The organism is Mycobacterium sp. IS-836, assembly GCF_001954275.1.
GTDB lineage: Bacteria > Actinomycetota > Actinomycetes > Mycobacteriales > Mycobacteriaceae > Mycobacterium.
Window position 1 is genome coordinate 123613 of the sequence record NZ_MBEU01000021.1, and the last position, 19204, is coordinate 142816.

24 protein-coding genes are annotated in these 19204 nt (G+C 66.8%); 10 read left to right on the forward strand and 14 right to left on the reverse strand.

Annotated features, from left to right (window positions below; genetic code table 11):
* The 6 genes from A5747_RS08670 to A5747_RS08695 all read right to left on the reverse strand — a co-directional run bounded on the left by A5747_RS08670 (window position 1) and on the right by A5747_RS08695 (window position 4101).
* Entirely contained in the window at window positions 1-783 is a 783-nt protein-coding gene (locus A5747_RS08670) for an enoyl-CoA hydratase/isomerase family protein (RefSeq protein ID WP_076123344.1), read from the reverse strand.
* Window positions 780-1751, reverse strand: a complete 972-nt coding sequence (locus A5747_RS08675) for an FAD-dependent oxidoreductase (protein ID WP_076123346.1) — start codon at window positions 1749-1751, stop codon at window positions 780-782. Before A5747_RS08675 ends, A5747_RS08670 begins: the two co-directional genes overlap by 4 nt.
* Window positions 1752-1762: 11 nt before the next feature.
* Window positions 1763-2266 carry a hypothetical protein gene (locus tag A5747_RS08680; protein WP_076123348.1) on the reverse strand — a complete coding sequence of 168 codons (504 nt, stop codon included), beginning with the start codon at window positions 2264-2266 and terminating at the stop codon, window positions 1763-1765.
* Between the two features lie 162 nt (window positions 2267-2428).
* Window positions 2429-2923, reverse strand: coding sequence for an SRPBCC family protein (locus A5747_RS08685; RefSeq protein WP_076123351.1), 495 nt, complete (start codon window positions 2921-2923; stop codon window positions 2429-2431).
* Window positions 2923-3552: a nitroreductase family protein gene (locus A5747_RS08690; RefSeq protein WP_076123353.1), complete on the reverse strand. Its 630-nt coding sequence runs from the start codon at window positions 3550-3552 to the stop codon at window positions 2923-2925. The genes A5747_RS08685 and A5747_RS08690 overlap by 1 nt, the downstream gene beginning before the upstream one ends.
* A gap of 54 nt (window positions 3553-3606) precedes the next feature.
* Window positions 3607-4101 (reverse strand): carboxymuconolactone decarboxylase family protein, encoded by a 495-nt coding sequence (locus A5747_RS08695; protein ID WP_076123355.1) that lies wholly within the window; start codon window positions 4099-4101, stop codon window positions 3607-3609.
* A gap of 172 nt (window positions 4102-4273) precedes the next feature.
* Here A5747_RS08695 and A5747_RS08700 point away from each other — a divergent pair, with 172 nt between their 5' ends.
* Genes A5747_RS08700 through A5747_RS08710 form a run of 3 tightly spaced genes read left to right on the forward strand, consistent with a single transcriptional unit; the run spans window position 4274 to window position 7194 of the window.
* Window positions 4274-4987, forward strand: a complete 714-nt coding sequence (locus A5747_RS08700) for a hypothetical protein (protein ID WP_233147989.1) — start codon at window positions 4274-4276, stop codon at window positions 4985-4987.
* 14 nt (window positions 4988-5001) lie between these two features.
* Window positions 5002-6465, forward strand: a complete 1464-nt coding sequence (locus A5747_RS08705; protein ID WP_076123359.1) for a class I adenylate-forming enzyme family protein — start codon at window positions 5002-5004, stop codon at window positions 6463-6465.
* A 15-nt stretch (window positions 6466-6480) separates the two neighbouring features.
* Window positions 6481-7194: a hypothetical protein gene (locus A5747_RS08710; protein WP_076123361.1), complete on the forward strand. Its 714-nt coding sequence runs from the start codon at window positions 6481-6483 to the stop codon at window positions 7192-7194.
* Here the strand turns inward: A5747_RS08710 and A5747_RS08715 are convergent.
* Window positions 7180-8013, reverse strand: a complete 834-nt coding sequence (locus A5747_RS08715; protein ID WP_076123363.1) for an alpha/beta fold hydrolase — start codon at window positions 8011-8013, stop codon at window positions 7180-7182. The genes A5747_RS08710 and A5747_RS08715 overlap by 15 nt on opposite strands.
* 86 nt (window positions 8014-8099) lie before the next feature.
* Here A5747_RS08715 and A5747_RS08720 point away from each other — a divergent pair, with 86 nt between their 5' ends.
* Together A5747_RS08720 and A5747_RS08725 are read left to right on the forward strand one after the other, a co-directional pair.
* Window positions 8100-8435: a DUF962 domain-containing protein gene (locus A5747_RS08720; RefSeq protein WP_076123364.1), complete on the forward strand. Its 336-nt coding sequence runs from the start codon at window positions 8100-8102 to the stop codon at window positions 8433-8435.
* Window positions 8432-8974, forward strand: a complete 543-nt coding sequence (locus A5747_RS08725) for a TetR/AcrR family transcriptional regulator (RefSeq protein ID WP_076123365.1) — start codon at window positions 8432-8434, stop codon at window positions 8972-8974. Before A5747_RS08720 ends, A5747_RS08725 begins: the two co-directional genes overlap by 4 nt.
* 9 nt (window positions 8975-8983) lie before the next feature.
* Here the strand turns inward: A5747_RS08725 and A5747_RS08730 are convergent, their stop codons facing one another.
* The 6 genes from A5747_RS08730 to A5747_RS08755 form a co-directional block, all read right to left on the reverse strand.
* Window positions 8984-9811, reverse strand: a complete 828-nt coding sequence (locus tag A5747_RS08730) for a lipase family protein (RefSeq protein ID WP_076123366.1) — start codon at window positions 9809-9811, stop codon at window positions 8984-8986.
* A gap of 38 nt (window positions 9812-9849) precedes the next feature.
* The gene (locus A5747_RS08735; RefSeq protein WP_076123367.1) at window positions 9850-10467 is read right to left on the reverse strand and encodes a YbhB/YbcL family Raf kinase inhibitor-like protein; all 618 of its coding nucleotides are present in this window, start codon (window positions 10465-10467) and stop codon (window positions 9850-9852) included.
* A 62-nt stretch (window positions 10468-10529) separates the two neighbouring features.
* Window positions 10530-10976, reverse strand: a complete 447-nt coding sequence (locus tag A5747_RS08740) for an SRPBCC family protein (RefSeq protein WP_076123368.1) — start codon at window positions 10974-10976, stop codon at window positions 10530-10532.
* A gap of 62 nt (window positions 10977-11038) precedes the next feature.
* A complete protein-coding gene (locus A5747_RS08745; protein ID WP_076123369.1) occupies window positions 11039-12043 on the reverse strand; it encodes a medium chain dehydrogenase/reductase family protein in 1005 nt (334 codons plus the stop codon).
* Window positions 12044-12047: 4 nt separating this feature from the next.
* Window positions 12048-12458, reverse strand: coding sequence for an SRPBCC domain-containing protein (locus A5747_RS08750; RefSeq protein WP_076123370.1), 411 nt, complete (start codon window positions 12456-12458; stop codon window positions 12048-12050).
* Entirely contained in the window at window positions 12455-12769 is a 315-nt protein-coding gene (locus A5747_RS08755) for an ArsR/SmtB family transcription factor (protein ID WP_369805033.1), read from the reverse strand. Before A5747_RS08755 ends, A5747_RS08750 begins: the two co-directional genes overlap by 4 nt.
* Before the next feature lie 147 nt (window positions 12770-12916).
* Between A5747_RS08755 and A5747_RS08760 the strand changes: the two genes are divergently transcribed.
* Both A5747_RS08760 and A5747_RS08765 read left to right on the forward strand, forming a co-directional pair.
* Window positions 12917-14170 carry a hypothetical protein gene (locus A5747_RS08760; protein WP_076123373.1) on the forward strand — a complete coding sequence of 418 codons (1254 nt, stop codon included), beginning with the start codon at window positions 12917-12919 and terminating at the stop codon, window positions 14168-14170.
* Between the two features lie 41 nt (window positions 14171-14211).
* Window positions 14212-14928, forward strand: coding sequence for an MBL fold metallo-hydrolase (locus A5747_RS08765; protein WP_076123375.1), 717 nt, complete (start codon window positions 14212-14214; stop codon window positions 14926-14928).
* Here A5747_RS08765 and A5747_RS08770 read toward each other — a convergent pair.
* Window positions 14925-15299 carry a hypothetical protein gene (locus tag A5747_RS08770; protein WP_076123452.1) on the reverse strand — a complete coding sequence of 125 codons (375 nt, stop codon included), beginning with the start codon at window positions 15297-15299 and terminating at the stop codon, window positions 14925-14927. The two genes, A5747_RS08765 and A5747_RS08770, sit on opposite strands and share 4 nt — an antisense overlap.
* Before the next feature lie 203 nt (window positions 15300-15502).
* Here A5747_RS08770 and A5747_RS08775 point away from each other — a divergent pair, with 203 nt between their 5' ends.
* The 3 genes from A5747_RS08775 (at window position 15503) to A5747_RS25420 (ending at window position 19074) form a co-directional block, all read left to right on the forward strand.
* Window positions 15503-16126 carry a DUF5134 domain-containing protein gene (locus tag A5747_RS08775; RefSeq protein WP_076123376.1) on the forward strand — a complete coding sequence of 208 codons (624 nt, stop codon included), beginning with the start codon at window positions 15503-15505 and terminating at the stop codon, window positions 16124-16126.
* A 124-nt stretch (window positions 16127-16250) separates the two neighbouring features.
* Entirely contained in the window at window positions 16251-18539 is a 2289-nt protein-coding gene (gene aceA / locus A5747_RS08780; RefSeq protein ID WP_076123377.1) for an isocitrate lyase ICL2, read from the forward strand.
* Between the two features lie 154 nt (window positions 18540-18693).
* On the forward strand, window positions 18694-19074 hold the full coding sequence (locus tag A5747_RS25420; RefSeq protein ID WP_233147990.1) for a hypothetical protein: 381 nt from the start codon (window positions 18694-18696) through the stop codon (window positions 19072-19074).
* Window positions 19075-19204 lie beyond the last annotated feature (130 nt).

The window sequence follows — 19204 nt, forward strand, 5'->3', positions numbered from 1 at the left end:
TCAGCGGGCCCGCCAGCTCGGCGGCCGCTTCTCGGCGAAGGCACGCGGCCCTTCCTTCGCGTCTTCCGTCGCGAAAACGCGGTCGCTGTGCCGGGTCTCGTTCTCGTATGCCGATTCGAGGTCGAGCGCCAGGCCCTCGAGCGCCGACTGCTTCGTCGCAAACACCGCCAGCGGCGCGTTGGCCGCGATGCGCTCGGCGTAGTCATACGCCGTCTCCATCAGCTGATCCGCCGGCACCACGCGATTGAGCAGTCCCATGGCCAGGGCTCGCTCCGCGTCGACCATGTCGGCGGTCAGCAGCAGTTCCATCGCCAGCGCGTACGGCAGCTGGCGCGGCAGGCGGACCGTGCTTCCACCGCCGGCGAACAGGCCGCGCTTGGGCTCCATCACCGCGAATCGCGCGTCGGGCACGGCCACTCGAATGTCGGTGCAGCCCAACATCTCGAAGCCGCCCGCCACGCAGGTACCGTTCACCGCGGCGATGATCGGCTTGTACACCGGGAAGCGATGCAAGACGGCGTGGATGGCGTCGTCCTTGTTCCAGCCTTCGGGCTGGGGCAGGTCGCCGGTGAGTTCCGGGATGAATTTCTTCAAGTCGGCACCGGTGCAGAAATCCCGCCCGACGCCCGTGACCACGGCAACCCAGGCGCTGGCGTCATCGCGAAAGGCGGCCCAGGCGTGGGCCAAATCGCGGAAATGTTCCATGTCCAGCGAGTTGCGGGTCTCGGGACGGTTGATCGTGATGGTGGCGATGTGCGCGCGCAGGGCGTAATCGATGCTCACAACGTCTCCCGCTCGATGACCAGACGCACGACGTCGCGCGCGCATCCCCATGACAAGGTCACGCCATTGCCGCCGTGCCCGTAATTGTGGACGCATCGCGATGTGCCAAGTGGCTCGGCCTCGACTCGCACCGATGGACGGTCGGGACGCAGGCCGGTGATGGTCTCGATCACTTCGGCCTCGCCAAGCCGCGGCTCGATCTTGCGGCAGCGCCGCAGGATTCGTTCGCTCACCTCTGGGTCGGGGGTGAGGTCCCACCGCCCGGGAACGCTGATTCCGCCGCACACCACACGCTGGGGGTGGGGGAAATAGCAGGTCCATTCCGGGCCGGCGTTGATTTCCAGAAACAGTTGCCGCAAACCGGGATTGGTGAGCACGACGTGCTGGCCGAACAGCGGGCGCATCGTGTCGTCGCCCGCCAGCGCTGCGGCCCCGAGGCCCGCACAGTTGACCACTATCGGCGCGGCGTCGGCGCCCTCGGCCAGCGATCGCACCGTGCGGGTTTCGATTTCGCCGCCGGCCGCGGTGAGTCGATCGGTCAGGTAGTCGAGGTATTGCGGCATGTCGATCATCGGCAAGGTGGCACGAAACCCGGTGCCGAAGCCCTGGGGGAGATCGGCCGCATCGGCCGGGCGCAGGTCGGGGATCAGCGCGGCCGCCGACGACATCGCCTCGGCCCCGGTCAATTCGCCGACGGCGATCGCCGGCGCCATGCGCACGCCGGTGCCGGGGGTGTCGGCCAATTTCCGGAAGACGCCGAGGGAATGCTCGGTCCAGGCCAGGGTTTCGCTGGCCCGCTCGGCCGGCCGCGGCGGCGCCCATACCGCGCCCGCGACGATCGAGGTTGTCTGGTGAGGCATTGCCGCCGCCCACACCCGCACCGGCCACCCGGCTTCGGCGAGACAGATCGCCGACGTCAATCCGCTGACGCCGGCACCAATGACGACGATCCGCTGGGCGCTGGCCACGGCGTCACGGATCAGGAATGAGGCGCTTGCTGGCCGTTAGGGAGCATCCCGTTGAGGATGCCGAGAATACCTTGAAGTTGGGCCCCCGCGGCCGGCCCGGAAGCATCGGGGGGCGGCGCACCATCCGTCTGCTGCCAGGGCTGGCAGCCGTCCGTCTTGAACGCCTTGTCGGTCGGCTCGATGCGAACCACCTGCGGCTTCTTGCTCATCGAATTGTCGATGAGGTTGCCGTCGGGGTTGCCCATCCGCTTCCAGTAGCACACGCCGTTGGCGACGGGTCCCGCCGAGCTGTAGGTGCCCGGCGCGATGTCGGTCCCCACCGCGAACGTGCCGTCGTGATCGATGCTCGTCTTCGGCCCGGCCGCGGGTGCTGCCGCCGGCGGCTCCGCCGGTGACGGCTCGGGTGACGGCTCGGGATCGCCGTAGGCAACACCGGCGGACACCGCCCAGCCCGCGATGACCAGCGCCGCGGCGCCGAACCGTGCCGCAACGGATGCTGGCGCGTTAAACCACATAGAACAGCAGCGTACCGGGGCCGGCAGCCTATTTCATGTGGCTGCGCCGGTAGCGCCCTGTTCCGCGACACATAAACCTTTGCGACGACACGCCGACGAAGTTCGCTCCGCCTTATGTCTCGGCGAACCCGTTGGGTTGATGTGGGCGCTCGGCGGATGTAGCTAGGTCAGCCTGCGGACCTTGCCGGCGTAGCCGAGCGCGTGCTCGTAGGTGTCGAGGTTGTCTCGGGAAATCTTCGCGTGCACGGGACGTTCGAGGAAGAAACGCAGCACCGGGTTGTAGGCGTGGTAGGTCTCGTGGAAGGTCAGCACCGTGGTGCCGTCGGGCTGTTCCTCGAGTTGGTGATAACCCTCCGCGCGCGACCACAGCGGCGCGCCGACCGCCACGTAGCGCGACAGCTTGTAGATCTCCGCCTCGGTGACGCTCTCCCACGACCGCCCTTTGCCGCCCGACAACAGGTACTTGGGCACCGGGAAGATGCAGGTGCGGACCAGACCCTCGCCGGCCTCGTTGCCTTCGTTCAGAATTTCCATGCTGCCGGTGGGCCATTTGAGGACCCGCGGGCGCGGCGCGTCCGGCGGTGCGGGCGGGTGCAACACCCGCCAGACCTTCCTCGGCGGCGCGTCGACATGGAATCGCACGGTGTAGGACTGCATCAGCTTTCTCCCCAGGTGTCCCAATAGGTGACCGTCTCCGGGGGCGGCCGCGAGGCGGGACGGAAGTCAGTGCCGATCGTGTAGGCGACCGGGAACAGCGCGGCCTGCGTCGCCGTTGGCGGAATTCCGAGCACCTCGGCCACCTCTTGCTCCTTGGCCAGATGCATCGTCGTCCACACCGAGCCCAACCCGCGGGACCGCAATGCGAGCAGGAAGCTCCAGCCCGCCGGGATGATCGATGCCCACGCCGACGCGGCGGTCAGCAGGGTGGAGTTGTCGATGCGGTTGTTCAGGCAGGGGATGACGTGCACGGGCACCCTGGCCAGCGTCTCGGTCAGGGCCAGCGCGCCGGCGTACACGCGCTGGGTCTGCGGATCGGAGGCCTCCTTGGCCGCGTACGCAAGATAGTCGGCGCCAACGCTGCGATAGATCTCGCCGATGGCGGCGCGCTTAGCGGGATCGGTGATCACCAGCCATCGCCAGTCCTGCGCGTTGCTCGCGGTGGGGGCCTGCATCGCCAGCCGTATGCACTCGAGGATCACATCGCGGCCGACCGGCCGGTTCAGGTCGAGCCGCCTGCGCACCGCACGCGTGGTGCTCAGCAATTCGTCGACCGTCGCGATCTCCATTGGTTCCTTCCCGATGCTGGTCCGATGCTGGTTCAGTGCTGGTTCAGTGCTGGTTCAAAGATCGATTGCGCAGGACTGGTCGACACCGAGCACGGTCAAGGAACGTCCCAGTCCGAGGAATACGGCGACGCACAGCGTGAGATCGAGGATCTCTTCGTCGGAGAACAACTCCCGCAGGCGCTCGAAAAAGGCATCGTCTATCGACGTGTGCGCGGTGGCGAAACGCTCGGCGAATTCGATGGCAAGACGCTGGCGCGGCGTATAGCCCGGATAGCTGGCGTACGCGGCGACATGGTCGTAGAGCTCCGGCGCGACACCAGCGTCCGGGCCGGCGTCCAATATGGATTGCGCGCGAAAATCCGAGCACGCCACACAATCGTTGATCTGCGCGATCCGCATCCTGGCGAGCTCGCGCTCGTCGGCCGGCAGGATGCTCTGCTGGTATGCCCCGCGGATCATCCGCTCGACCATGCCGCCGAGTTGCGGTCGTAGCGTCCAGATCATCGCGGCCTCGCCGCCGGGGCCATCCGGCACATTGACTCGGGCCATCCGCGAACTCCTGCCCGGTAAGGACGGTACCGAGTTGAGCAAACCAGATTCTCAACTGAACTGTCTAGGCCACTCGCGTCGTGTAATTGGGCATATGCCAAACCAACCCTGGACGTGGAAAACGGCCGGGGGCTAACGTCCGTTGAGCGGCGTTGAGCCCACAGCGCCGCGAATGGGAGGTCTCCGCGTGCTTTTCATGCACGAATTACACAAGGTGCGCGGCCGCGCCGAAGACGACTTCGAGGGGGCGTTCCGCGACGGCTGGATGCGGATACTCGCCGCGGGTGACGATGCCCGGTTGCTGTGGTACGCCAACCAGGCACACGGCAGTGGACCCGCCTACACCGTCGTCACGGTGACCGCGGTTCGCGACGGAGCGGCGTGGGAGCGACTGACGCTGCGGGTCCAGAAAGGCGACCTGCAGGAGTGGATGCGCAACCTCGACGAGCTGCGCCACGAGGTCGACGCGAAGCTGCTGATGCCGCTGCCATGGTCGCCGCTTCGGGAGGTCGACTTCGACGCGGTCCCCGCGGACGGCCGGGAGCACGAGATGACCCTCTACATGGAAGACACCATGTGGCCCTACGAGGACAAGTTCGAGGAATACATTGTCCGCTGCGGCGAGGTCTACGCCAGGAGTCTTGAGCAGCCGTCGTCAATGCTGAAGATGCATGCGGCATTTCAGCCCGCGCTCGGCAGCCACCTGCGCCGCGAGGTGATCCTGATGCAGCGAATCAGCCGACCCGAGGCGCTGCTTGACCTGCTGCGCAGCCATATCCCCGCCGAGTACCGCGCCCCGGGCACATGGATGCATGACGCCTTGGACCTGCGCGACCAGTGGACCAGCCGGCTGCTGCGCACGTCCGAGTGGTCGCCCCTTTATTGATTACCGAGCCGCACATGAACATCGGGACGATCCTCGACGCGACGGCGAGCGGCGATCCCCACCGCACCGCGCTCATCGTCGACGGGCGCGCGATCAGCTACCGCGCGCTGGCGGCGGCGGTGCGGCAATGCGCCGCCGGGCTGGCCGCCCACGGCGTGGTGGCCGGGCAGCGCGTCGCGGTGGTCGACGGCGGAAGCCTGCTGTCCATCGCGACGTTGCTCGCGGCGGCGCGCCTCGGCGCGGCGGCCGCGCTGATGAACCCGGCGCTGACTCCGCCCGAGCTGCAGGGCCTGCTGAAGAACGCCGGCTGCGCCGACGTGGCGGTCGCGGGGGAGCAGTACGCCGACCGGCTGCGCGAAGCCGGCGCACCCACGGTGTTGACGGGCACCGACCTGCTGGACGGCAACGCGGTCGAGCCGGCCGCCGAGGCCGACACCGTCGCCGACACCGACGCCCCCGCCGACCGCGACGCGTTGATCCTATTCACCAGCGGGACAACCGGACTCCCGAAGGCCGTCGCCATCAGCGCCCGCCGGCTCGCCATGCGAATCAGGGGGATGGCGGCACCATTCCATGCGGACGCCCCGCCCTCGGTGGGGATGATGTGCGTCCCCTTCTTTCATGTCGGCGGCGCGCTGGGCACGCTCGGGAGTTTGTATTCGGGCAACACCTCGGTGGTGCAAACGCGGTTCGATGCCGGCGAGTGGCTTCGTCTGGTCTCGCGGCATCGCGTCACCACCACATTCCTGGTGCCGACCATGCTGCAGCGGATCCTCGACCATCCCGACTTCGCGAACGCCGATCTGACGTCCCTGGTCGCCATCGCCTATGGGGCCGCGGCGGCGCCGATCAATTTGGTGCGCAGGGCAATGGCGGCGCTGCCGCATGTGGCTTTCGCCAACGTATTCGGCCAGACCGAGACCCTCGGGGCTTACACGACCCTGATGCCCGACGATCACCGCGACCCGGCCCGTGCCGGATCCGTCGGCCGACCGCTGCCGGGAGTCGAGGTGCGCGTGGTGGACCCCGACACGGGCCGCGATGTCGAAGCGGGAGCCATCGGCGAGCTGTGGGTCAACACCACGCAGAACGTCACCGAGGGCTGGTTACACACTGGTGACCTGGCACGCCAGGATGCCGACGGTTACATCTTCCCGAGCGGCCGGCTCAGTGACACCATCAACCGCGGGGGTGAGAAATTTGGGCCGATCGAAGTCGAAGAGGCGCTGCGTTCTCATCCGGCGGTCAGTGACGCCGCCGTCGCCGGGATCGCCGACGACGAGCTCGGCCAGCGGGTGGGGGCCGCGGTAGTGGCTTGCGCCCCAGTCACACTCGAGGAACTTCGATCGCATTGCCGACAGGTGATCGCCTACTTCAAGCTGCCCGAGCGACTCGCGATCGTCGACCACATTCCCTACAACTCGACCGGCAAAGTCAACCGCCGCCAGCTCGCCGCGCTCATCGCGGACGATGGTTGAACCCAGGGAGTCCACATGTTGTTTCTGCATGAGACCCACAAAGTGGTCGGTGCCCGGGAGGAAGAATTCGAGGCCGCCTACCGCGAGGGCTGGATGCCCACGCTGGCCAAAGAAGACGACGCCCGGCTGCTCTGGTACACCAACCACGCTCATGGCAGTGGCGTCTCCTACAACGTGGTCACCATCACGGGCATCACCGATGGCACCGCGTGGGAGCGACTGGCGCACCGCGCCCAGACCGGGGACCTTCGGCCGTGGATGCGCGAACTGGACAACCTGCGCCACGAGGTGACGGGCAAGCTCATGTTGCCCGTCGCGTGGTCACCGCTTCAGTCGGTGGACCTGACGACCGTGCCCACCGACGGCGCGACCCATCAGCTGAGCCTGTTCATGGAGGACACCGGCTGGCCCGACGCGCCGCTGGACGACTACATCCGCTCGTGGGACGAAATCTATTACCGGCTGCTCTCCAAGGCGCCGCCGGGGATGCGGATCCTGGATATCCAGGCGTGCTTCCAGATCGCGCACGGCAGTCATCGACGACGAGAAGCGATGCTGTGGCAGAAGATTGAGGACGCCAACAACTATGCGGCGCTCGTGCACCTGCTGACCACCGAGACGCCGCCCGAGCACCGGGCACCCGGCAGCTACATGTATGAGGCCTTGAAGTATCGGGATCAGTGGGAGAGCCGGTTGCTGCGGACGTCGGCCTGGTCACCCCTGTATTGAACGCCTCGCTCCCGGATCGCTTGTTGGGGTGACGGACTCCAAGAACGATTCGGCCACGGCGAGAAAACCGTCCGGATCCGACGAGAAGACCACGTGCCCCGTGTCGAGGATCTCGAGCCGGGAACCTCCAATGGCGTCATGAGTCGTGTGTGCGGCGCGCAGCGGTATCGCGATGTCTCTCTTGCCCCACACGATGAGCGTGGGCGCGGTCAAATCAGCGGCACGACTTCGCAAATCGTGTGCCGGAGCCGGGAAGCTGCGCCAGAGCCCTGTGGCGAGGCGAACGCCCTCGGCCGTTTTCGCCGCGGCGATCGCGCGCTCGACGATCTGGCGGTCGTTGTCGGTCCTGGACTTCATGTAGCCGCGGACAAACGGGGGAGCGGCCCGGCGAAACACGGCAGGCGTGCCGAGCGCCCGGCAAAAGGCGCGGGCGAGTGCGTTCATCGGCACGAAGCCGCCGGTGTTGACCAGAACCAGGCCGGCGACGAACTCGGGACGGGTAATTGCCAGCCGCGCGGCCGCGAACCCGCCGACCGAATTTCCGATCAACGTCACCTTCGTCAGGCCGAGACCGTCGACGAGATCTTCGAGCGCGTCGGCGAAGAGCGACGCGCTGGGCTCGAGGGCGGAGTCGACGGGATCCGAGTCGCCGTGGCCGGGCCAGTCCACCGCGACGGTGCGGAAGCGGCGGGCAAGCGTGTCGATGATCGGGTCGAAGTCATGCCTGTCGTGCAGTATCGCATGCAGGAGCAAAACCGTTGGCCCACTGCCTAATTCGCTGTAGGCTACCCGGCCCGCCCGGGTTTGGATCGTCGGCATGGGAGTTCCTCTCGACGGAATTGACCGACTGGTCGGTCATTGCTACAGTACAACCCCAGGCACACCCTGACAAGGAGGAAGTCGAGATGCGGCAAGCCCCACCTCCCGAAGCACCGTTCGCGGACAAGATGGCCTACTACCGCACCCAACACACATCGAAGGGGGTTCGGGCCACCCACCTGGTCGGGACGCCGATCATCGCGGCGGGCCTGCCGCTGATGTTCGTCAAGCCGAAGGTCGGTGGCCCGATGTTCGTCGGGGGATGGGCCATGCAGATAGTCGGCCATCGGCTGTTCGAGAAGAACCTCCCGTCCACGCACAAGGGGTGGATCACGTATCAACTGACCGGCGTCATTCACGTGTGCGAGCAGTACGGCGAAATGCTGGCTCACCGCAGCCAGCGCAAGGCGGGATTGCGGTGAGATCGCCTGAGCCGGGCCGTAATGCGCTGCTGGATGCGGGACGGCGGCTATTGGGAACCGCCGACCTGGCCCGGATCTCAGTCAACTCGATCGTCGCCGAGGCCGGGATGGCGAAGGGTAGCTTCTATCAGCACTGGCCCAGCCGCGCCGAATACGTGCGGGCGCTGCACGCTCGGTTCCACGACCAGTTGGAAGAATCGATCGCCGCTGCCATGGCCGACCGACCGCCCGGACGCGACCGGCTCGAGGCGGGGATGAACACCTATCTTGACGGATGTTTGGCCGACCCGGCCACGAAAGCGTTGCTCGTGCAGTCGCGAACTGAGGCCGGACTGAGCGATTTGGTCGCGGCCCGGAATGAGAGCGCGGCCAGGCTGATAGCGCCCGACTTGGCAGCGCTTGGCTGGACGCCACCCGAACCGATCGCCGTGCTCCTCGTGGCGGCGGTCGCGGAGATCGCCCTTATCGAGCTCGCCAACGGCAAGCCCGACAAGCAGTTACGCCGCGCGTTGCTTCGGCTGGCAGCCCGAACGGGTTAGGCGCGTCGTTCAGGGTTTGCAGGCGGGCTCGAGGGAAAGTACAGGACCACCTGACTGCAGGGAGAGCAGATACAGGTAGGTTGGGAGCGAATGTTCGCACGCCACAGTGGATTTGACCAGGGGCTTCGGCGGAAGAGGTGTCAATCGGATCGGGTTCAGCTCATACGGGTTGAGCACGTGCTCGTAGTTGATCGGCGGGGGCAAGGCCGGGACGATGTCGAGGCGATTGGCGATCCGATACGAGTTGAGCACCACCTGGTCGTAGGTGCTGGCGAACAGCGAATCCCCGGTGCGCGGGCTGCCATACGTGTAGACGGCCGGCGCCTTGAAAACCGTGTTCGCCGCGACGTCGAGGGCAAGCAAGGTGGCCAGCGCTCCGCCCAGGCTGTGCCCGCAGATCGTCACGGAGGTGACGGGTCGCGGGAACGCAAGCGTCGCAAGAGCATTGACCACCGCCGGCGAATCCGACGCGGTCCCCGTCGTCAGCGACTCGTACATGTCGGTGAAGCCGTCTTCCGTGTGGCCGGCGCCGGCCAGGAATGGGCACGGCACCAGATCGAACTCGGCGTCGTGAATCCACTCCAGGATTCCCTCGGTGCCCCGAATCGCGATCACCGCATCACCGGCTTGATTGACCTGACAGATCAGGCCGATGGAAACCTCGTCGGCGGCCCGGATCGGGTTAATGTCGGTCGACAGATCGTTGGCGTAGATCGTCGTGACGATGGTGTAGTCGACGCCGCCGGCGCTCAACGCCCGGCCGGCCGCGTTCGCCAAATCGCCGGGCGGTGACGCGTAGGTTGCGTTCACCAGTTGGCCGAATTGTATTGCCTTCATTACGTCTAACGTCGGCGGCATCGGCATGGCGCACCCCGTCAGGCTCCGAATGTCCCGGTGAGGACGGCGTGTGCCGTCGCGGCTTGCGCTATCGCTTGCGCCGCATGCGGTCCGGTCGCTCCCGCCGGCAGTTGGAAGGTGGGCGGCAGCTGGTAGAGAGTGAACCGGTAATGATGTGTCCCGGTGCCCGACGGCGGGCACGGCGCCGCGTAGCCGGATTCACCGCTCGAATTCGCCAGAGTGGTTGCGCCGGCAGGTGTCTGACCGTCGGCTGTGCTGCCGGACCCGGAGGGGATTCCGGCCACGATCCAGTGCACGTAGGGTCCGCTAGGGGCGTCGGGATCGTCGACGACGAGCGTGGCTCCCGACGGGGCCGACCAGGCCAACGGTGGCGCCGTGCTGGCGCCCTTGCAGGTGTACTGCACCGGGATCGGCGCGCCGTCGGCGAACGCGGGGCTCGTAATGGTCAGGGGCCCGGTCGGCGGCGCCTGGGGCGTGGACTGACCGGCCGTCGTCGCTTGCGGCGCCGGTGGCGACGTCGTTCGGGCATTCGTTCGAGCATTATCGCTGCCACCGCAGGCGGCCAGCACCACCAGCACTGCCAGGCCCAGGCAGGCCGATGCGATTGGGTGACGTGTGCGACCCGAGGTTTCCATATAACCCAGTGTCGTCAACCGTCATCCCAGAAAACAGGGGTCGCAGAAAACAGGGGCCGCGGCTACTTACCGTCCCCCTTGACCTTGAGCACTCGCTTCCGCAGGCCCTCGGTCGCGGTTTCCATCAATCCCTTCGCCCCCTTCTTGACCAGAAACCCGGGGATCGGCACGGTGGGGTCGACCGTGAGCTCGAAGCGGAGCCGGGTCGAATCGCCTTCGGGCGTCAACGTGTAGCGGCCGTCCTGCGCGCGTTGTTGTTTGGCGCTGACCAATGACCAGCTCACCCCGTCGTCGTGCACGGAGTAGGCCAGTACCTGTTCGTCGCTGACGCCCACGATCTTGACGACCTGCCGCGATTTGCTTGGTCGGCCTTGGTCGTCGCGCTCCAGGACTTCGACCTTTTGATGGGTCGACGACCACTCGGGCAGCGATTCGATATCGAACAGGACGTCCAGGATCTCGTCGGGCGTCGCCTCGATGACAACTTCGCGTGAATCGGAGACAGCCATGCTAGGACGCATAGCCACTGTCGCGACGTTGAAACCCGGCCTCCGCAAAACTCCAGCGAACCCTAGGGCACCAACACGACCTTGCCGACGTTCTCCCGCGCGGCCAGGATGCGATGCGCCTCGGGCGCTTCGGCGAACGGAACGGCCGCATGCACGATCGGCGAGATCGTCCCGTCCTGCAGCCCCCGGGTCAGCGGCGTGATCCAGGGCTCCAGCGTGCCGCGGTCGTCCCACAACCGCAGCATGTTCAGGCCGATCACGGCTTTCGAGTCCTCCAGCTGGCGGAGCAGGTTGAAGCCGCGCAACATCGACAGCGCCTGTGGAGCCGCCCGGCGCAGCGAGCGTTTCTCACCCTGCTGCAGCGCCGAAACGCCGTATCCGACAAGCCTTCCGCCGGGGCGCAGCAGGTCGTACGACCGCCGCAGCGACGTTCCGCCGAGGGCGTCGAGGACCAGATCGTAAGGGCCAAGCCCCTGCCACCAGCCGTCGCGACGGTAGTCGATCGCGTGGTCGATGCCCAGCTCGGCGAGCTTCTGGTGTTTGCCGGGTGACGCCGTGCCGTGCACTTCGGCCCCGGCGGCCTTCGCGAATTGGATGGCCGCGATGCCGACCCCGCCCGCGGCGGCGTGGACCAGGACCCGCTCCCCGGCGCGCAGGGACCCGTAGCCATGCAGGGCCGCCCACGCCGTCGCGTAGTTGACGGGCACCCCGGCGCCCTGCTCGAAGCTCAGTGCGTCGGGGATCGCGACGGAGTCGGTGGCCGCGACGTTGACGATCTCGGCGTAGCCCCCAAATCGCGTTCCGGCGAGCACCCGTTCACCGACGCGTCCCGGGTCGACGCCGTCGCCGCCGGCGTCGACGATCCCGGCAACCTCGTAGCCGACGACCGCCGGAAGTTTGGGCGCGTCCGGATAGAGCCCGACGCGGGCCATGTGGTCGGCGAAGTTCACCCCCGCCGCGCGCACGGCGACCCGGAGTTGACCCGGGCCGGGCGGAGCGGGGTCCGGCCGCTGCTCGACCCGCAGCACCGAAGGGTCGCCGTGTTTGGTAATGACGACGGCGCGCATCGCGTCAGGCCTCCGCGGCGGTGGCCGCAAGGCGGGGGAGAACGACGTCACGCCACCCGGATCCCATGCGATGGAAGGCATCGGCCATCCGCTTGTCGTCCAGATCAAAGCCGCTGTGCTCCAAGAACACTCGGGTACCGGAGCCTTCCTCCTCGAGACGCCAGGTCAGCGTCCAGGCCGGCGTGAACGTGTACACGAAGCGGTGCGGTGGATCGACCTCGAGCACCTTGCAGGGTTGCTTCCCATAGCCCGGCATGTCGAGAGTGAATTGGTGGCCGACCACCGCGGCGACCTGGCCCTCCGCCCACCAGAGCCGCATCAGCTCGGGTTCGGTCAGCAACCGCCACACCCTGTCCGGCGGAGCGGCCACGAATTGGTCGACACGGATGGTCGCGGGCGTTGAAATCTCCGTCATTCCAGCTCCTCTGCTGCCTCGGCGAGCGCGGCCAGCCGTCCGCGCCAGAACTTCTCGAATGGATGCAGCCACTCACCGAGTTCCGCTAATGGCTCCGCGGTCAGGCGGTAGATGCGATGCCGGCCCCGCGGTTCGTCCGCGACTAGCCCAGCTTCGCGCAACACCCTGAGGTGCTCGGCGACGGCGGGGCGGCTCAGCTCGAACCGGTCGCTGAGTTCCCCCGCGGATAATTGCTGCCGGGTAAGGATTTCCAGCAGTTCGCGCCGCACCGGGTTGGCGAGAGCGAGAAAGATGCGGTCGGGAGCGGCCATGGTCGACACCATATGTCGGAAATTCCCGACATGTCAATTGGGTGAACAATCGAGTACCGAACAACTGGAGCGGCCGCGTTGCTTCGGATCGGACTGCTGGAGATCTACCGTTAGTGGAACTAATCAGACAGCGACGACGAGGTTGATGTGGACAGCGACATCGCGGCAATCGCCACTCGGCTCAGCGAGAGGATCACCGAGATCGGCGCCGCGATATCCACCACGGTCGAAGACAACATCGCCGAACTTCCCCGCGACGAGCGAATGATCGAGTTGATGCACCGGGGGATACGGGATCACCTCCAGACCATCCTGCATGCGCTGCTGCACAGCGTCGGCGTGGACAAGGTCAAAGCGCCGCCGGCGGCGATCGAGTACGCGAGGCGCCTTGCGCAGCACGATGTTTCGCCCCATGCGATGATGCGTGCGCACCGGCTGGGGCAACGCCGGATGACCGAGCTGGTGTTCACCGAGTTGCAAGCGTTGGGCCTCGAGCCGGCGGCGAGGGTTGCGGTGATCCAGGTGATCACCAAGGCGCTGTTGAAGTACGTCGACTCGGTGGAGCTGCAGGCCCTCGCGGCGTATCAGGGCGAGCGCCAGTTGCTGCTGGAGAGTCGGAGTACCGCCCGCGAGACGCAGGTCCGAGACGTCCTCCTGGACGACACACCGGTCGACGTCGATGCCGCGTCCATGGCGATCGGCTATCCGCTTGGCTGGCAGCACCTGGCGCTCATCGTGTGGCATCCCAACGGCGATGGGACGGGCGACGGGTTCACGCGGCTGCAACGGTTCATACGCGACCTGGCGAATATCGTCGACAGCTCGGCGAGCCCACTGCTAGCCGCTGCCGAACCGGCAAGCGCGTGGGTCTGGTTGCCGTACAGGTCGCCGCCGGGTGACGTGGTCGCGAAAATCCGCCAGTTCGTAAGCTCGCGACCCGATGCACCCAGCGTCGCGATCGGAGCTATGGGTTCCGGCGTCAAAGGATTTCGGCGCTCCCACCGCCAGGCGCAACGCGCGCGGGCGGCCGGCCGCGCCCGCAGCCGCCTCGAAAGGCTCGAACGGGTGGTGGTCGCCGCGACCGACCCCGGCATCATCACGCCCGCGCTGCTCGGCGCGGGCATCGACGAGATCCGCGAATGGGTGGCCGACATCCTCGGTCCGTTGGCGTCCGACACCGATGACGACGCCGGCCTGCGGAACACCCTGCGGGAATTCCTGCGCTCCGGCTCCGGCTACAACGCCCAGACAGAAGAACTCAGCGCGGATCCCAGCATCGTGAAGTCCGGCGTCGAGAGGGCGGTGGCCAGGCGCGGACGGCCGATCGACGACCGGGTCGATGTCGAACTCGCGCTGCTTGCGTGCGAGTGGTACGGCGCGGCCGTGCTGCTGCGCGGCTGAGCCACTTTTCGGCCCCGTCTCGGGGCGTTACCGTCCTGTCTGTGCATTTCGCGTGGGAACCGCTGACCGACAATGCGTATCGCTGCCGGCTGCCGTTCTGCGACGTCACGGTCGGGCTGGTGTGTGGCCGTTCGGGAGCGCTGCTTGTCGACACCGGCACTTCGCTCACCGAAGCCGCCGCGATCGACGCCGACGTTCGGCAGCTTGCCCGGTGTCCCGTCACGCATATCGTGTTGACGCACAAGCACTTCGACCATGTCTTGGGTTCCGCGATGTTTGCCGGAGCCGAGATCTACTGCGCACCAGAGGTTGTCGAGTATCTGTCGTCGTCCACCGACCTGATTCGCGCCGATGCTCTGGACCATGGCGCGGATGCCGCGGAAATCGACCGCGCCATCGCGGCATTGCGGACGCCAGACCATGCGGTCTACGACACCGTCATCGGCTTAGGCGATCGCACCGTCACGATCGCCTACCTGGGCCGCGGCCATACCGCTTCGGACTTGGTCGTGATGGCGCCCGGGAACGACAACGACCGGGCCGTGGTGTTCACGGGTGACCTCGTGGAGGAGTCCGCTGACCCGGCGATCGACGCCGATTCCGATGTGACGGCCTGGCCGGCAACCCTTGATCGGCTGCTCGCGCTCGGTGGACCCGACGCGATCTACGTCCCCGGCCACGGAAAAATCGTCGACCCGGAGTTCATTCGTCGCCAGCGGAATTGGTTGAGAGAACGCGCGAACCTGCAGAGCGGCTAGGCGCGGGCCGCGGAGCACGCGGCTATGAGGGCATCCGGGTCGGTGGCGCTCACCCACAGCGAGCGCAGCCGCACCGACCTGAAGACGACCCTCGCATCCACCGGTGGCTCAATCGTCAACGCCACGAGGCCCCGCCCAGACCCATTGACCAGCCAGCGCCCGCGCGAGTAGTGCACGCCCCAGGCGAACACCCGCTCGTCCTTAGCCTCGGCAGTGACGATGGACGCCAACGGGATATGGGCGTCGAACGCCCAGCCCATCTTCACGTGCAAGGTATCGCCGGCCACCCGCAGCTCGCTGCGCTCAGGTCCCATCCCGACGGCAACCGCCAGGGGCAAATACCAACGCTCAAAGCGCAATTTCGCCTCCATGGAGGTGACCATACTCATCGCCGACACTGTTTGCTGGCGATTGCGCGACAGGGCGGTCCGGGTGCCGGCCCTCTCAGACGACGCAAGCCAGGCCGTAGTGTGCACGGGTGACCTTGAGGACGAGTCCGCTCAACCCGCGGTCGGCGCGGAGTCCATTCCCCGGCAGCGGAATTGGCTGAAAGAACTAGCTGGCGTCGCTTCGCATGATCGATGACATAGTGCTCCGTTGGGTCGTCACCGGCCTGTCCGCGCTCAGCGCCGTGGCATGGGGTTTCGTACTCCTGCACCGTCATCGCTCGTGGGTGGAGGTTGTGCGGTGTGTGTTGCACCTCGTGATGGCGATCGCGATGGCGGTAATGGTCTGGCCCTGGGGCGCGCAGCTACCGGCGGCGGGGCCCGCGGTGTTCTTCCTGTTCGCCGCCCTCTGGTTCGTCATTTCGGCCGTTGCTTCAGCCGAAACCCTCCCGCTGCGGACGGTGTACGGGTATCACGCCCTGATGATGTTGGCGATGGCGTGGATGTATGCGTTCATTCACGGGCTCCTGCTGCCGGGCCACTCTTTGAAGCACCACCACCACATGGACATGGATATGGCCGGCACGGTGGTGGTGCCGACCACGGTCGGGTCGCCGGGGTGGATCGCGGCGACCAACTGGTTCTGGTTCGTCGGTTTCGGGCTCGCCGCGGCCATCTGGGCGTCCGGTTTCGGGCTGAAGCGGGCGGATGAATCGGATCCCGGTTCGTGGCGTTCGCTCACCGCGCCGGCTCAGGCAACGATGGCCGCCACGATGTCCATCATGTTCGGCGCCACCCTGTTTCAGGGCTGAGCCGATTCTCACCGCGGGCGGCAAACCCCGCTCGCGAAAGCGCGCCGTCCGCCGGTGATTGAACCGTGTTGCCCGGGGATAGACTCACATTCAGCGGAATCGTGCTGAAGAGGAGCGTAATTTCATGGCCATCATCGACGCGGACACCGAAGTTCCCGCACCGTTCGACCAAGAGGTCGCCGCCACGCAGCGATACTTCGACGACCCGCGGTTCGCCGGAATTATCCGCCTCTACACGGCCCGGCAAGTAGTGGAGCAGCGCGGCACGATCCCCACCGACTACACCGTGGCGCGGGACGCGGCCGGGGCGTTCTACAAGCGCCTGCGCGAGCTCTTCGCCGCCAAGAAGAGCATCACGACGTTCGGGCCCTACTCGCCGGGGCAGGCGGTGAGCATGAAGCGGATGGGCATCGAGGGGATCTACCTCGGCGGCTGGGCCACCTCCGCCAAGGGTTCGACTACCGAAGACCCGGGGCCCGACCTGGCCAGCTACCCGCTGAGCCAGGTTCCCGACGACGCCGCGGTCCTCGTGCGCGCGCTTCTCACCGCCGACCGCAACCAGCAGTACCAACGGCTGCACATGACCGAGCAGCAGCGCGAGGCGGCCAAGGAATACGACTTCCGGCCGTTCATCATCGCCGACGCGGACACCGGACACGGCGGCGATCCGCACGTGCGCAACTTGATCCGCCGGTTCGTCGAGGTCGGTGTCCCGGGCTATCACATCGAAGACCAGCGTCCGGGCACCAAAAAGTGCGGCCACCAGGGCGGCAAGGTTCTGGTCCCGTCAGACGAACAGATCAAGCGTCTCAACGCGGCCCGGTTCCAGCTCGACGTCATGCGGGTGCCCGGCATCATCGTGGCGCGCACCGACGCGGAAGCGGCCAACCTGCTCGACAGCCGCGCCGACGAGCGCGACCAGCCGTTCCTGCTCGGTGCCACCAACCTCAATATCCCGTCCTACAAGGCCTGCTTCCTGGCACTCGTTCGGCGCTTCTACGAGCTGGGAGTCAAGGAACTCAACGGCCACCTGCTCTATGCGATGTCCGACGCCGAGTACGCCAACGCCACGGCGTGGCTTGAGCGCCAAGGCATCCAGGGGCTCGTCTCCGACGCCGTCAACGCGTGGCGGGAGAACGGGCAACACTCGATCGACGATCTCTTCGATCAGGTCGAGTCGCGGTTCGTGGCCGCCTGGGAGGACGACGCCGGGCTGATGACCTACGGCGAGGCCGTGGCCGAGGTGCTCGAATTCGGCGAGAGCGAGGACGAACCCGCCGACATGAGCCCCGAGGACTGGCGCCGGTTCGCCGAGCGTGCATCGCTGTTCGCCGCCCGGGAAAAGGCCAAGGAGCTGCGCCTGGACCCGCCGTGGGACTGCGAATTGGCCAAGACACCCGAGGGCTACTACCAGATCCGCGGTGGTATTCCCTACGCGATCGCCAAGTCGCTGGCAGCGGCGCCGTTCGCCGACATCCTTTGGATGGAAACAAAGACCGCCGATCTGGCCGATGCCCGGCAGTTCGCCGAGGCGATCCATGCCGAATTCCCCGACCAGATGCTGGCCTACAACCTCTCGCCTTCGTTCAACTGGGACACCACCGGCATGACCGATGACGAGATGAAGCGCTTCCCCGAAGAGCTGGGCAAGATGGGCTTCGTCTTCAACTTCATCACCTATGGCGGACACCAGATCGACGGCGTTGCGGCAGAGGAATTCGCCGGCGCGCTGCGGCAGGACGGCATGCTGGCGCTGGCTCGCTTGCAGCGCAAGATGCGCCTCGTCGAATCTCCCTACCGCACGCCGCAAACCCTGGTCGGCGGCCCGCGCAGCGACGCGGCTCTGGCCGCATCCTCGGGCCGCACGGCGACCACCAAGGCCATGGGTAAGGGCTCGACCCAGCACCAGCATCTCGTACAGACCGAGGTGCCGAAGAAGCTGCTGGAGGAGTGGCTGGCGCTGTGGAGCGAGCACTACCAGCTGGGCGAGAAGCTCCGCGTCCAGCTGCGGCCCCGCCGCCCCGGGTCGGACGTGCTCGAACTCGGGATCTATGGCGACGGGGACGAGCAGCTGGCCAATGTCGTCGTCGATCCCATCAAGGATCGCCACGGCCGCAGCATCCTCACGGTGCGCGACCAGAACACCTTCGCCGAAAAGCTGCGCAAGAAGCGGCTGATGACCTTGATCCACCTCTGGCTCGTGCACCGCTTCAAGGCCGATGCGGTCTACTACGTCACGCCGACCGAGGACAACCAGTATCAGACCTCGAAGATGAAGTCGCACGGCATCTTCAGCGAGGTCTACCAAGAGGTCGGCGAGATCATCGTCGCCGAGGTGAACAAGCCGCGCATCGCCGAGCTGCTCACGCCCGACCGCGTCGCACTGCGGAAGCTGATCACCAAGGAGGGGTAGCGGCCAAGCTCCCGTCCTACCTGCGAGGGCCCGGATTTGCCCGCGGATTCACTCCGCGTGCCCAATTCACCTTCATTCCTGTTTGCACCCCGCGACGGCGGGGTACGACAGGTTGACTGGGTAAATGTGGCGCGAGTGGAGAGTGGGGAATCTGATGAGATCCGAAGCCAGAACTGCTGTCGCGCTTTTCGGCGGCGCGGCCATGCTCGTCGCAGCGGTCGGATGTGGGGGCGGTGGCAATAAAGGACCCAGCAGTACCACGACGACGACACCAACCACCACTTCCTCGACCAGCGTGGCGCCAACCACGGCGCCGGGCACCGGCGGTGGCGCTCCGACGGGCGGCGGCACCGTCCCCGGTGGCCCCACTGGCGGTGGCGGACCCGGCGGCGGCGGTGGCAGCGTCCCGGGTGGCCCCACGGGTGGCGGCGGTCCCGGTGGCGGCGGCGGCAGCGTTCCCGGCGTCGGCGGAGGCGGCGGTGGACCGGGCGGTGGCGGCGGTTGCGTCGGCAACGTCTGCGGCGGATATCCGTGATCGCATCCCGCCGTTGAGCATGCCGGTATCGAGCGTGCGCTAAAGCACTTCAGAAACGAAGACTTGCTCCCAAGCCGGTGGGGCCATGCAAAGCTGGCCCCACCGGCTGAGCTATCTCCGGAGGTCTAGG